Raw genomic sequence first — 13,801 nt, 5'->3', positions numbered from 1 at the left:
GGGGAGCGATGCCGTATCGGATTCTGCAAATCGGGCCGTATCCGCCGCCCGGCACGGGATGGTCTGTCCGCATCAAAATGCTGAAACGGTACATCGAGGCCGCCGGCCACACCTGCGTGGTGATGAACACCAACAAGAATCGCAAGGTGGCAAACGGCGAATTCGTCCCCGTGCTCAGCGGCTGGGACTATGCCGTCAAGGTTTTGCGCTTCTGTGCACGCGGCTATCTCGTGCACATGCACCTCAACGGCAAATCCACCAAAAGCCCGCTGCTGGCGCTGGTGGCGGAATGCCTCAGCCTGCTCTGCGGCCGGCGGGCGGTGCTCACGTTTCATGCCGGCGTGGCGCAGGATTATTTCCCCCGGCAAAACAAGTTTTGGCTCGACAACGTCTTTCGCCTGATCTTCCTGCTGGCCGGCCGGATCATCTGCAACAATGACGAGGTCAAGGCGCGCATCGTCGAGTATGGCATCCGGCCGGAGAAGATCATTCCGATTCCGGCGTTTTGCCTGGAGTATATCGAAGACAAGACCGCTTTGCCGGCAAGTCTGGCCGCGTTCGTGCAGAGGCATGATCCCCTCGTGTGCAGTTACATCTATCTGCGGTCGGATTTCAACATCGATTTCTTCCTGCAGGCCATGGCGCAAGTCGTGGCGGCGGTGCCGCGTTTGGGCCTCATTCTGATGGGCGCCGATCGCGAGCAGGAGGCACTGCAGGAAAAGCTGCGCCGGTACCAACTCAGCGCAAATACCTGCAGCGCCGGCGATCTCGATCACGGTGACTTTCTGGCGGTGTTGGAAGCGTGCCGGGTCTACATCCGCACGCCCGTGGGCGATGGTGTGTCCTCGAGCGTGCTGGAGGCGTTGATGCTGGGCACTCGCGTCGTGGCCAGTGAGAATGGCGCGCGGCCGCCGGGCGTGTTGACGTATCACGACGGCGAAGTCGAGTCGTTTGTGCAAGCCGTGCTTGCGGCCCTGGCGCAGCCGGCAGCCGCAGCCCACTGCGCCGGTGACGCCAAATCGTGGCGACAGCGGGCGCAGCAGCTCGGCGTGCGGGACACGCTGGGCGAAGAACTCTCTCTCCTGTTTGAGGCAGCCGCGTAATGACCACGCCGGTGATGGCGAAGTGAACCGCGCGGCCTTCCGGGAAAACGCCTGCCCGGATGAAGCCAAGACATTTGCACAGATTCATATGAAAAGGTCGAACGATGCCCAAACCCCTCAGCGTCCGGATCAAGCAAAAGAGTCAGCGCATTTACAAGATCACTTGCCGCGCGTTCTACAATCTTGGCCACCGGCCCGCAGCTCCCACGCGAGCAGTTTTTGTTTTCGGCTCACACCGCTCCGGCACCCGCCTGCCGATGGATGTGTTCAGCCGCTCGCTGGACGTGATGACCTACAAGGAAGGCAATTCGCGCGCCTTCAACCGCAACCTGCTCAAGGACAAGGCGGATATTGCCGAGTTGCTTCGCCGCAGCTCCTTTCCGGTGGTGGCCTTCAAGCCGAGTTGTGAATCCTACCGCGCCGCCGAGCTGCTCGACTATTTCCCCGACGGCAAGGCGGTGTGGATTTTCCGCTATTTCAAGGATGCGGTCAACTCGGCGGCGCGCAAATGGGGCCACGGCCGCAAGAATTTGCGTCAGATTGCCGCCGGCAACCTGGCGGCTGCGGGCTGGCGCGCCGGCGGCTTGACCCCAGACAAGATCGCGCTGGTGCAGCGGCTTTATGATGAAGAAATGTCTTCTCACGCCGCGCACGCTTTGATGTGGTATTTGCAGAATCATTTGTTTTTGGATCAGAAACTTTTCCAGCGCAGCGCGGTGTTGCAGGTCAAATACGAAGACTTGGTCAGCCGCCCGCAGGAGCAATTCCGCCGCGTCTTTGATTTCATCGGCATTCCCTTCCAAGACAAGTATGTCGATGAAGTCTATGATTCTTCCATCCGCAAGGAATCATTCCCGCCGATCCCACCTGAGATTGAAGCGCTTTGTGAGGATCTCTACCAGCGGCTGGTGGCGCATTACAATCGCACGGCAACCACCACGCCGCCGCGGCCGCGTGCGGTGGCGCTCTGAGCACCAGCCGGCATTCCGATTTGATTCTGCGGCTGTGGTAGATAAGGCGGCCGGCAGCCGCACCGTTGCGCGCGGCTGTGACTCGACGCAGGCGGCCAACGCAGGGCGCGCCTGGCAGGACGGCTTTTGCCGGCTCGACCGCGGCCCGGTTGCGTTTTTGAAATCGCGCCGGGGTCTTCCGCACAGGCCTGGAAGGCCGGTACTTATGGCTTTGACTTCGATTGCGGTAAACTCAAGATTAAAACTGCATTACCAATTCTTAATAGCACGTCACCCAAGCCTGATCTCGCAGCGGGAATGCTCGTTCCCGCGACCGCGCCCGGGCTTCTCATGAGTTTTCAGCGCGCATGAACAGCACGGACACCAAAGCTTCGCAGCGCCCTCTGCTCGAAAAATTGCTCTTTGGCAGTCTCATTCTTCTCTTCATGAACAGTGGCTACCTCGCTGCTTTTGCCCATGCTTCGCTTTTCTACTTGCTCAACGTCTTTCTGCATGTCGGGCTGGGGATATTCGTATTGGTGCTGGTGCTGTGGCATGGCCTCACCTTCTTGCGGGAAGAGACGCCCAAGGGCAACGACATCGCCCGCTATTTCGGCTACCTCGGCTACTGGCTGCTGCTTGCCGGCATGGGCATCGGCGTTTATCTGACGGTGGCGGGCGTGCACAGTTGGAACGAATGGCTGCTCGCGGTGCACGTCATCGGTTGTTTGCTGGCGATCGTGTTGCTGATCAAAGCAATTCGCAACATCGGCCATCAAATCAGCATCTCCAACCCCATCAACACCGCCGGCCGTCTGTTGATGGTGTTCGCGGTGATTTCCCTTTGCCTGCCCATGCTGGCGCAGGTTGCCGATTTTGTGTTCCCTGATGATGACGGCATTCCGGAAAACCCGGAAATCGCGCCGTTCACGCTCGCCGATCTGGCGATGGACGGCGAGTCCGGCCCCTTTTTCGCCTCGGCCGCCGCAACCGCCGCCAAGGACACCATGATCACCGACTTCCTGAATGACTCCAAAACGTGCGGCGAGTCCGGCTGTCACACGGAGATCTATGAGCAATGGCGCAGCTCAGCCCACAGTTTCTCCGCTTTTCAAAGCCTGTGGTACAAACCCGCTTATGCGGCCGTGCAGCAGCAGGCCGGCAAAGCCGCGGCGCAGTGGTGTGCCGGCTGCCACACGCCGGCTCTCTTGCTGGCCGGCGCCGCCGGCAAACCGCCGGAGCAGCAGGAGCAACACGCCCAGGCACACGCGGCCATCGGATGCACCGCCTGTCACGGCGTGAGGCAGGTGAATTCCACGCTCGGCCAGGGCAACTACGTCATGGGCTTGCCCGGCTTGTTTTCTCTGGCGAGCAGTGAGAACGCGCTGCTGCGCCGTATCTATGCCTGGTTTGTTCATCTTGATCCTGCGCCGCATCGCGAAACCTATATGAAGCCGGTGCTCACCAACGGCGCCAGCGAATTCTGCTCGACCTGCCACAAATCGGCCGTTGATTATCCCCTCAATCAGGGCCGCTGGTTGCAGGTCATGAACGACTATGACAGTTGGCAGAACAGCGGCTATTCGCGGCAGGCGGTGCGCGATTTTTACCGGCCGGCAGTGAAACAAACCTGCACCGATTGCCACATGGCGCGTGTGCCCTCGCAGGATGCCGGCGCGACCGACGGAAAAGCTCCTGATCATCGTTTTCTCGGCGCCAATACCGCCCTGCCGGTTTGGCGCGGCGACGCCGCACAGCTCGCCGCCACCGAGGCCTTTCTGCAAGACAACAAGATCACGGTGGACATCTTCGCGGCCAGCCTGACGCCCACGCCCGCTGCCAAGCGACCAGAGCCGGATTCCAGCAGCGCCGCTCCGCCCGCGCCTATCGAAACGCGGATAGCGCCCGCCACACTGTGCAGCGATCAAGAGGCTTTTTGGCACATGGCACCCGGCATGCAATCGCCGGCCCCGCAATCTGCTGTCATCGCGCCGATCAACCGGCAGGACGTTGCGGTGCATCCCGGCGAGTCGGTGCGCATTGACGTCGTGGTGCGCTCGCGTAACCTCGGCCACAATTTTCCCGCCGGCGCCTCGGACATGGCCGAAGCCTGGGTGGAGTTTCTCGCCGTCGACAACCACGGCCAGGTGATTTGTTGGAGCGGCGGCACGGACGGGCATGTCAATGGCCGTATCGATCCCACGGCACATCTATTCGGCGCCGCCATGGTGGACAGTCTCGGCCGCCGCATTTATCATTTTGAGAGCTGGAAGGCGGCAGGCGCCTCCTTTGTCAACCTGCTGCCGCCCAACAGCGCCGAGGTGATCCGCTACCGTTTCACCATTCCACCGAGCAGCGGCGAGCAGATTCGCCTGATTGCCAAAGTCAATTATCGCAAGATTCAAACCGCCAGCCTGCCGTTGGCGGGTACGGAGAATGATCCGCCCACTTCACTCCCGACCGGCCGGCCACTGCCTGTGATTCAAATGGCACGCGCCGAAGCCACACTGCGTGTCGATTACAATCTCATGCGGCATCAGAGCTACATGGAAAGCTACGTGCCGGCGGACAAGGAGCGCTGGAATGACTACGGCATTGGCCTCTTGCGCCAGAATGATCTGGCCGGCGCCGAGCGGGCGTTTCTGAGCGGCAGCGTGCGCGCGCCGCTGGAACACAATCCCTGGATCAATCTCGGCATCGTTTGGATGAAAAGCGGCAAGGTGGCACAAGCCAAGACCGCGCTGCGGCACGCCTTGTCGATTGCGCCCAGTTCCTCGCGCGGCCGCTATTTTCTCAGTCTTGCCTACAAGGCGGAGGGCGACTACGAGGCGGCGCTCGATGAGCTCAAAGAAGCGATCGACAATCACGACGACGACCGGGGCATGCACCTGGAGATGGGGCGGCTGCACTATCTCCGCCAGGATTACTCGCGCGCGATCCGTTCCTTGCGACGTGCCCTGCGCATCGACCCGGAAAATGCCACCGCCTATTTCTATCTCAAAGAGTGTTACACCGCCCAGGGTGAGCCGGAGGAGGCAGAGCAGATGAACCGGCTCTATCTGCGCTTCCGCAAAGACGAAAGCATGGAGCAACTCCAGCAGGCGGCGCGCCTCACCGCATCCTGGCTGGAGGCCGAGCCGCAGGCTTACCACGAGCATCGGTCGGCGGAATTCAAGTTTTGGAACAGCAGCGCGGCGAGTGCGACCAATGGCCACGACGAATAGTCACAAAATTCTTTTCATCTCCTGGGCGGAGAATTGCAGCCGCAGCGACAACCTTGCGCGGCTGCTGGGCGGCAGCTCCAGGATGGTCTATGCCGGAAGCTTGGGCAGCAACTACTTCACCGTGGCGCTGAAATATCTGGTGCAGATGTGGATGACCTGGAAGCTGCTCTGGCGCGAGCGGCCGCGGGTGGTGCTGGTGATGGTACCGCCGATTTTCATTTGCGTGCCAGCCTATCTTTATTGCCGGCTGTCGGGCGCGGGCTATCTCACCGACACGCACACCGCCGCATTCACCATGGCACGCTGGCGACCGCTGCTGTTTCTGAATGCCTGGTTTTACCGCCGCGCCTTGACCAATATCGTGACCAACGAGCATCTCGCCGGCCGGGTGGAAAAATGGCGCGCGCCGTTCGTGGTGATCGGCGATTTGCCGGTGCAATTCAAGCGCGTCGGCGAGTTTCCGTTCAACGGCCGTTTCACGGTGACGGTGGTGTGCAGCTACAATCCCGACGAGCCGCTGGACAACATCTGGGAGGCGGCGCGGCAGTTGCCCGAGGTGGATTTCTACGTGACCGGCAAGCTCAAAGACGCGCCCGCGCGTTTGCTCAACGGCAAGCCGGACAACATGCGTTTCACCGACTTTCTGCCGCTCGACCAATATGCCGGCTTGATCAAAGGGTGCCACGCCGTGATGGTCTTGACCACGCGCGATCACACCATGCAGCGCGGCGCCTACGAGGCGCTCGCGCTCGGCACACCCATCATCACGTCCGATTGGCCACTGCTGCGGCAGACGTTCGGCAAGGCGGCGCTGTTCGTTGACAATTCTCCGGCCGGCATCGTTGCGAGCGTTAGAAGCCTGCAGGCGGACTGGCCGGAATATCAGGCGGCGGTGCAACAACAGCGGGAGGAGCGCCTGCAGATTTGGCGCGCGCGCGAAGCCCGGCTGCGGACCGCGATCAACTCCAAGCTGGCAACGTAAACCCTCGCCTCTCTTCCATGGGCCACCGCACTCCGATCCTGCCCCGTTTCACGCAATTCTACTTGACCTTGCCGGACAATCTGGGCGCTGATTTTATCAACGACGGCATCTATGAATTGCCCGGGGCTTGGAAATTTTTCACGCGCCTGCCGGCCGGCAAATCCGCGCTGGTTTATTGCTCCGGATTGACCGCGGTGCCGCTGGCTTTCGCGCGCCATTTACGCCGCGTGGAAATTGCCGGATTGAATACCGAGGAGGCGGAAATTCTCTCCGAACTGGCCCGCCTCAAGCAGCTCGATAATCTCGAGGTTCTGCCGGCGCTGGCGGCCATCACCGGGCCCTATGATCAAATCATCGTCCTGGCCGGCGCCCGGGAATTTTTCAGCGGCCAACTCGCCGCCTTTGCGGAGCGCGTTCAAACCGCTGCCACCGGCGAGGAAGAATGGTTGCTGTTCGTGCGCGGGGCGGGTGCGCCCGCGCTGGCAGATTGGAGCAAGCGCATGCTGCGCCGCCTGCTCGGTCGCGGGGCTCCGGCCCTGCCGGCCGGCGCCGTGCGGCTGTGTTTGCGGAATTCGCCGGCGCTTTCGCGCGAGCAAGTGGTTGCGATATTTCCCGCACTGCTGCAGCTCGTACGCGCCGAGCTGCGCGTGTCGCCGGATTTCATGCGGCCGAAATGGATCTCCTGTGATACTGGCGGCAGGGCGGTGCGCCCGGCGCGAGCCGCCGCCGAGTCTGGCGCTGGACGGTTGTTGATTGCAGGCAAATCCGCGGCTGCGGCTTCGTCATTTCTCAGCCGCTTGTTGCAGCACCTCTCGCCGGCGGAAGAAAGCGGCTGGCAAGCGCGCGGGCCCGGCCGGGTGCTCAGCGGCGGCAAGGTGCAGGTGGAATTGTGGCGGCAGGCGCAGGCTGCGCCGCAGCAGGCTTTGCTGAAACTCCCGCTCATTGCTTCGGCGGAAAAACGCTTGCAGGAAAACGCGACCACGCTCGCGCGGCTGCATCAGGCGGAAGGGCTGGCGCCGGAACAACGCCGGCTTTTTCCAGTGACGCTGGCTGCGGGCAAATTCGAACAGCAGAGGTTTCAGCTCGAGAGCTTTCTGCCCGGCCGGTCACTCGATCGCCTGCCCGCCGCCGTGGTGCAGGATCCGGAGTTAATTCACCAGATCCTGCAATGCTGGCTCGGCATTCAGGAAAAGTTTCTCCGGCCGGTGCGTGTGGATGACGAGATCTTCCGCCGTCTTTTCCTGGAAGTGCTGGAAGCCGTGCAGGAGTGGCTCGCACTGGCACCGGAGGTGCGCCGGCGCCTGCAGCGCCTGGCTGACTATTGGCGCCGGCAATTCGGCGGCCGCACCCTCGCTTGCGGGCTGGTGCACGGCGATTTTTCGATCAAGAATGTCATGATCGCGCCGGAGAGCAGGGAAATCACCGGTTTGATCGATTGGGATCTGGCCGATTTTTTCTCGCTGCCCACGATGGACGTGCTGCATTTTTTCATCCGCCTGGACAGCCGTTCCTTTCGCGAGGTGCCGCCGGTGATTGCCCTGCGCTTGATCAAGAGCAGCGCCGGTTTGCCGCCGCGCCATTTCAACGAAGTGGCGGAACGCTACGGCTACCAGCCGGCGGACTGGCCCGGCGTGGTGATGCTCTACTGGCTGCACCGGCAGCGCGGCTATCTCGGCTCGCCGAAGAACCTCAATGCCCGCTTCGTCCGCCGCCAATTCCACCAAGTGTTGGAGCTGTTTGAACGCGAGATTCTGCCATGAGGCCGCGGTTGAAAAACGCGTCGTCGCGCAGAATGAAGAAAGCCGTCCTCACCGGACAGCAGGCCAATGCCGACGCAAATATGATTGAAACCAACGCACGCTCCTCTGCCCGCCAAACCGGCAGCGAACATGGCGCCAACCCCGCGCCGCCGCCAGGCCAGAACGCCTATGCGGCGCTGTTGCGCGACTTGGAAGCGGCCGGCGTGGAGTATGTCTTGTTGCGCGATCATCCCGACAAGCTGGGCATGCGTGATCTCGATCTGCTGACGGCTGCCGCACAGCGCCAGGAATTTCTCCGCTGTTGCGGCCGTCACGGTTTTCAGTTGATCAAGGACGGCCGCGGCAATCCCGGCAAACTGGTGTTGTTGCGCTGGGAAGAAAGCGGCCCGCAGATTCTCGACGTGCATGAGCGCCTGATTTACCAGGGCTATGAGTATTTGCATGCCGCCACCGTGCTCAACCGCCGCCGGCGCGAGGGCCGCTACTGGTTTCCCAGCTTCGAAGATGAATTTCTGACGCTGCTGCTGCACAACATTCTCGGCAAGGGACAGATTCAACCGAAACACCGCCGCCGGCTCGAAGAGCTGTTGCTGCTGCGTCTGGATGAGGCCTACCTTGACGGCCATTTGCAGGCGTTCGGCTTGCGCGCGGCCAGCCACGAAGCGCGGCGGAACTTTGCGAAGCTGGCAGACCATCCCAAAGCCGTGCAGCATTTGCGGCGCCGCATGTTGCGCATGCTGTGGTTTCATCCCCGGCAAAATGCCGTGCGCCGGCTGCGCCTGGCGCTCGCCGGCGTCCGGGAGAAATGGTTCGGCCCGCGCCGCGGCGCGCTCATCGTTTTTCTCGGTCCGGATGGCTGCGGCAAAAGCTCGATCACCAAAGCGCTGCGCGCGGAATTCCGCAGCGCCACGCTCACGACGGATATCGTCTATCTCGGGCCCTGGGGCCAGAGCCGGCTGCCGCTGCACAAGATTCTCAGCCTGCTCAACTTCAAACCCTATCGCCCGGAAGACAAGGCCAGATATCAGAACCGCGAGGTCGAACCCGCCACGCCCGGGCCAATCACGCGGGCCTGGCGCCACTTCAAAGGCGGGATTTTCTATCTGGCGCTCGCGCTCGAGTTGTGGTATCGCTATTACGCCGAGGTGCTGCCCAAGCTGCGCCGCGGCCGCATCGTGCTGGCCGATCGCTACATCTACGACGTGTTGATCGGTTACAAAAACCGCCCGATGGACTATTTCCACGGCATTCGCGAGTGGATGTGCCGGACGTATCCGCGCGCCGATCTCGTCATCCTGCTGGATGCGCCTCCGGAAGTGATTCACGCCCGTAAACCGCAATTCGAAGTCGCGCAATTGCATGACATTCGCCAGCGCTATGCCGCGGTCGGCGCGCGCTATGATTTTCAACCGCTGGATACCAGCGTCAGCCTCGAGACCACGTTGCAGGCCTTCCGGCAGAACCTGCTGCCGGCGGTGCTGCGCGTGCTTAAACCCTGAACTCGCACCCTGCGCGGCGCCGCACCCGGAGCTGCGTGACTGCCAATCATGTCTGCCAAATCCAAAAGCATCGGTGATCACGCCAAAGAAGGCATTCTCTACAACGCGCTTTCCCGCTTCAGTGGCACGTTCTTTCAGTTCTTCGCGAGCGTAGCCCTGGCGCGGATGCTCGCCGTCGAAGACTTCGGCGTCGTGCAAATCGCCACGACCATCATCGGCTTCACCACCAAGTTCGGTGAGTTCGGTTTCAACATGGGACTGATCCAGCGCCGTGAGGAAGTCCGGCCGGAGCACGTCAGCACCCTGTTCGTGATGGATCTGGGCTTCAAGCTCACGCTCTTTGTGATTCTCATGCTCGGCCTGCCGCTGCTGGTGGATTATTTCCATGAGCCGCGCTTGTGGACGGTGATGCCGGCGGTGGCGGTTTACATGGTGCTCGACACGTTTTCCAATCCCGGCACCACGCTGCTGAAGCGCAATCTCAATTTCAAGCGCGACGCGCAGATCGACATGATCGACCGCTTCCTGGAGATTTTCACTTCGGTTGCGTTTGCCGTGCTCGGCCTGGGCGTGTGGAGCCTGATCCTGAGCAAATGGATCGCCACGACCACCACCGCGGTGCTGTCGGCGCGCGCCGCCCGCTGGCGCCCCAGCCTCAAGTTCGATTTCCAGGCCAGCAAGGAGTTGTTCCACTTCGGCGGGTGGGTGTTCGTGCGGAATCTCTGCCGCGAGATGGCGGACAACGTGGATTATTTCTTCATCGGCCGTTATCTCAACGCGCAACAGCTCGGCTATTACGCCAAAGCCTTTGACCTCATGCGCCTGCCGCAGAAACGCATCAGTCAGGCCTTCAACTCGGTGCTGTTTTCCACTTTCTCGCGCGTGCAGGATCAGCCGGAGAAGGTCAAAGCCGGGCTGGAGAAAGTACTGTTGACGGTTTCGCTGGCGAGCTATCCGCTGCTCATCGGCATGATGATGGTCGCGCCGGAATTCGTTTTTCTGGTCTATGGCGAGAAATGGATGCCGATGGTGTTGCCGTTGCAGATCATGTGTTTCGCCGGCATTCTGCGTTCCATCGATCCCTTCCTGAATTCCGTCATCAGCGCCACCGGCTACGTGAAGCACACCGCCTACCGGCGTTTCATCGAGCTGGGCCTGTTGACGGCGGCAGTATATATCGGCGTGCAATACGGCATCGTCGGCGTATCGATCGCGGTGGTGGTGGTGGCGTTCCTGGTGATGCTTCTAATGGTGAGCCTGCTCAAGCGCGTGAGCGCGACCGGCTGGCGCGAGTATTTGGCGCCGCAGATGCCGGCGTGTGGTGCGAGTCTGGCGATGGCCGCGGCTATTCTGGGCGTTCGCTTCCTGGTGAGCGAGATCTCCGGGCCCAACAGCGTTTGGCTGCTGCTCGGCATGGTGCTCACTGGCGCAGTCACTTACATTGGCGTGCTCTGGCTGTGGCGGCCGCCGCGGCTGGTGCGTTTGCAGGAGGAATTGTCAGGCGATCTGGCCAAATTCACCAAGAAATACCGGCAAAAGCTCACGGCACTTGCCGGCCGGCTGGGCCTGTCGTCCTCCGCCGTGAAGTAGTGCTTCACACTGGCTTAACGCTTTACGCTTGAAGGCGGGAGTGAGGGTATAGCTAAACATGACCAGGGAGGGCGGAGGCCTGCCGCCATGGCTGGTGCGGCCGGGCGCGCCCGGTGGTGCCGTAAGTCCCGATTTGCCGGGAGCGCTGCCTCGCCCGCGTGGCTCCCCGCGTTTGCCTGTTCCGTGGCATTGGGTTTTCGGGCTGCGCCTCAAGTTCAAGGAACGCGATTGTGTCGACCCGTGCGCTGATAGCCATTGTCTTGCTGCTGTTCTCGCTCGCCTGGACGCTGCGGCGGCCGTTTGTGGGCGTGTGCGTGAACGTCATGCTGTTTCATCTCAATCTGCGCGCCCTGGGTGCGGGCCTGGAAAACATTCGCTTCCAGTTCTACGCCACCATCGTGCTGCTCATTTCCTATTTCATCAACTATGAGCAGTTGCACGCCCAGCCCACGGCAACGCGGCCGCCGATGCGGTGGCTCTATGCGTTCACGGCCATGACCTTCATCACCAGCATGTGGGCGGTGGCCTCGCCTGCGCATGCCTTCGACAGCGCCTTCGAATTCTCCAAGATCGTCATGTTCGTGTGGCTCATGACGCAGATCATCAAGACCGAGCGTGAGCTGCGCATTTTGATCTATGTCATCATCGTGGGCTGCTGGTATACCTCCTTCATGGCGCAATGGGGCGTCGAGTGGGATCTGATCGACGACGTCGAAGTGGGCGTCGCCACCGGCGGCACCGGCACCCACCTGATGATGTTCCTGCCGTTGATGATCTTGCTGGCCATCTACGGCGAATGGAAGGAACGGCTCTTTGTCATTCTTGTCATCCCCTTTGTGCTCAACTTTCTGCCCAACACCGAAGAGGGCATGCGCTCGACCTTTCTGACGCTGGTGGTGACGGTGGTGCTGCTGTTTCTGCTGGCCCCGGGCAGCATGCGCTTCAAGGCGCTGCTGCCGATGACTGTCGGCGGCCTGTTGTTCATCTTCGTGCTGACGCCGCCGGGCTATTTTGAGTACATGACCACCATTCTCGATCCCAGTACGGAAAGCTCCGCGGCCTCGCGCGACATCATCAATCGCGCCAGTTTTGAGATTATCAAGGACTACCCGATGGGCATCGGCTATGACAACTATCCCGACGTCTCGCTGAAGTATCTGCCGGAAGAAGTGCTGTCAAACGTGGGTGTGCGCGATGCCCACAACAGCTTCCTTAAAGTGGCGACGGAATTTGGCGTGGTCGGATTCCTGATTTGGATTACCGCGGCGCTGGTGACGTGGATTCATTTTCGCAAGATCAGAAAGACGTTGCAGAACGGTGTCCCGCCGACCGCCTTGCAACTCTATGCGCTGTCTTTTGAAATCGCCTTGATCGGCGTTGCGCCCGGCATGTGGACACACAACTACAATCAATTGGATTCGCTGTACTGGCTGGTTGCGCTCAGCGGCATCATGTACAACCTGCACCTGCAGTCCACCGCCGCCGCCGTGCCGGCTCCGGCGCCGCAACCGCTGCGGGCAAAGGCGGGCGCGGGCAAGCAGATTCCGGCCGCGCCGCCGCGCTTGCAACCTCCACCCAAGTTGAGCCCGAAGGCATCCTGATCATGAACGCTGCTCTCAAGCAACTCGCGTACGCGTGGCTGCGCCGCACCGGCACCTGCCGGCTGCTGCAGTGGCAACATCGCCGGCAGGCCTTGATTTTGACCTATCACGGCGTCATTCACAGCAGCGATAACAGCTACAACAACCGCAACGCCATTTCCGCGCAGGAATTCGAACAACAGATGGCCTACATTTCCCGGAACTACCGGGCCATGGCCCTGCCGGAGCTGGTGCGGCGTTTGAAAGCAGGCGAGCCACTGCCGCGCTCTACGGTGGTGATCACCTTCGATGACGGATTTCGCAACAACTACTCGGTGGCCGCGCCGATTCTGAAGAGATATGGTTTGCCGGCGACCATTTTCTTGGCCACCGCTTACGTCAACAGCCCCAAGCTGGGCTTGTGGACCGAGCGGGTGGACTGGCTGCTGCAATCTGCCACGCTGCCGGTGCTGGAATTTGCCATCGACGGCGAAGTGCGGCAATTGGCCTTGCAGACCACCCGCGATCGCATCATCGCTTCTGATCAGGTGCGCGACTATCTCAAGCGCCTGCCGCCGGCTGAGCGCGAGCAGGCGATTGTGGCGCTGCAATCGCGCATCGGCCGGGTGCGTGAGATCGATCACAGCCTGGAAGAGCGCTACGCCTTTCTCTCCTGGGAACAGGCACGCGAGCTGCAATCGGCGCAAATCACCTTCGGCTCGCACACCCATTCCCATGCGATCATGTCGGGCTTGAGCACGGCGGAGGCACATTTCGAGTTGACCGAATCGCGCAGCCTGATCGAAGCCGAGCTGGGAACCGCCTGCACGCTGTTCAGCTATCCCAACGGCTCGGCACGCGATTTCGGCCGGCGCGACCGCGAGCTGCTGCAGAAACTCGGCTACGCCGCGGCAGTCAGCCAGTTGCCAGGCTTCAACGATCATCGCACCGATCGGTTTGCGCTGCGCCGCATCAACATCTCGCGCAGCAGTGATTTCAACTATTTTTTGGCCAAGATTTCCGGTCTCACCTCTCTGGGCCGGCATTGAAACATGACGGCGTTTCCGGGCGCCGCGCGCGAGCAGACGGCACGAGGAGTTTGCACCACGAGGA

Annotated in this window: 9 protein-coding genes; all 9 read left to right on the top strand. The window is 61.3% G+C overall.

Going from position 1 to position 13,801, the window contains the following annotated elements; translation table 11 throughout:
- The first annotated feature begins 8 nt into the window (after positions 1-8).
- Complete coding sequence (locus L6R21_03620) at positions 9-1,103, top strand: glycosyltransferase family 4 protein (protein ID MCK6558264.1); 1,095 nt, start codon at positions 9-11, stop codon at positions 1,101-1,103.
- Between the two features lie 104 nt (positions 1,104-1,207).
- Complete coding sequence (locus L6R21_03615) at positions 1,208-2,074, top strand: sulfotransferase (GenBank protein ID MCK6558263.1); 867 nt, start codon at positions 1,208-1,210, stop codon at positions 2,072-2,074.
- 347 nt (positions 2,075-2,421) lie between these two features.
- Complete coding sequence (locus L6R21_03610) at positions 2,422-5,277, top strand: tetratricopeptide repeat protein (GenBank protein ID MCK6558262.1); 2,856 nt, start codon at positions 2,422-2,424, stop codon at positions 5,275-5,277.
- Complete coding sequence (locus tag L6R21_03605; GenBank protein MCK6558261.1) at positions 5,261-6,259, top strand: glycosyltransferase; 999 nt, start codon at positions 5,261-5,263, stop codon at positions 6,257-6,259. Before L6R21_03610 ends, L6R21_03605 begins: the two co-directional genes overlap by 17 nt.
- A 17-nt stretch (positions 6,260-6,276) precedes the next feature.
- Entirely contained in the window at positions 6,277-8,019 is a 1,743-nt protein-coding gene (locus L6R21_03600) for an aminoglycoside phosphotransferase family protein (protein MCK6558260.1), read from the top strand.
- Positions 8,020-8,051: 32 nt separating this feature from the next.
- Positions 8,052-9,518, top strand: a complete 1,467-nt coding sequence (locus tag L6R21_03595) for a hypothetical protein (protein ID MCK6558259.1) — start codon at positions 8,052-8,054, stop codon at positions 9,516-9,518.
- A 48-nt stretch (positions 9,519-9,566) separates the two neighbouring features.
- On the top strand, positions 9,567-11,108 hold the full coding sequence (locus L6R21_03590) for a lipopolysaccharide biosynthesis protein (GenBank protein MCK6558258.1): 1,542 nt from the start codon (positions 9,567-9,569) through the stop codon (positions 11,106-11,108).
- 230 nt (positions 11,109-11,338) lie between these two features.
- Complete coding sequence (locus tag L6R21_03585; GenBank protein MCK6558257.1) at positions 11,339-12,709, top strand: O-antigen ligase family protein; 1,371 nt, start codon at positions 11,339-11,341, stop codon at positions 12,707-12,709.
- 2 nt (positions 12,710-12,711) lie between these two features.
- Positions 12,712-13,737, top strand: coding sequence for a polysaccharide deacetylase family protein (locus tag L6R21_03580; protein MCK6558256.1), 1,026 nt, complete (start codon positions 12,712-12,714; stop codon positions 13,735-13,737).
- Positions 13,738-13,801 lie beyond the last annotated feature (64 nt).

It is taken from the genome of bacterium (genome assembly GCA_023150945.1).
In the GTDB taxonomy this organism is placed as follows: Bacteria; Zhuqueibacterota; Zhuqueibacteria; order Zhuqueibacterales; family Zhuqueibacteraceae; genus Coneutiohabitans.
This window is presented reverse-complemented; position numbering and strand designations above follow the sequence as displayed.

Bases quoted from the DNA above. Each gene is read 5' to 3' on its own strand.
- L6R21_03620 (MCK6558264.1), top strand. From the start codon at position 9: ATGCCGTATCGGATTCTGCAAATCGGGCCGTATCCGCCGCCCGGCACG.
- L6R21_03615 (MCK6558263.1), top strand. From the start codon at position 1,208: ATGCCCAAACCCCTCAGCGTCCGGATCAAGCAAAAGAGTCAGCGCATT.
- L6R21_03610 (MCK6558262.1), top strand. From the start codon at position 2,422: ATGAACAGCACGGACACCAAAGCTTCGCAGCGCCCTCTGCTCGAAAAA.
- L6R21_03605 (MCK6558261.1), top strand. From the start codon at position 5,261: ATGGCCACGACGAATAGTCACAAAATTCTTTTCATCTCCTGGGCGGAG.
- L6R21_03600 (MCK6558260.1), top strand. From the start codon at position 6,277: ATGGGCCACCGCACTCCGATCCTGCCCCGTTTCACGCAATTCTACTTG.
- L6R21_03595 (MCK6558259.1), top strand. From the start codon at position 8,052: ATGAAGAAAGCCGTCCTCACCGGACAGCAGGCCAATGCCGACGCAAAT.
- L6R21_03590 (MCK6558258.1), top strand. From the start codon at position 9,567: ATGTCTGCCAAATCCAAAAGCATCGGTGATCACGCCAAAGAAGGCATT.
- L6R21_03580 (MCK6558256.1), top strand. From the start codon at position 12,712: ATGAACGCTGCTCTCAAGCAACTCGCGTACGCGTGGCTGCGCCGCACC.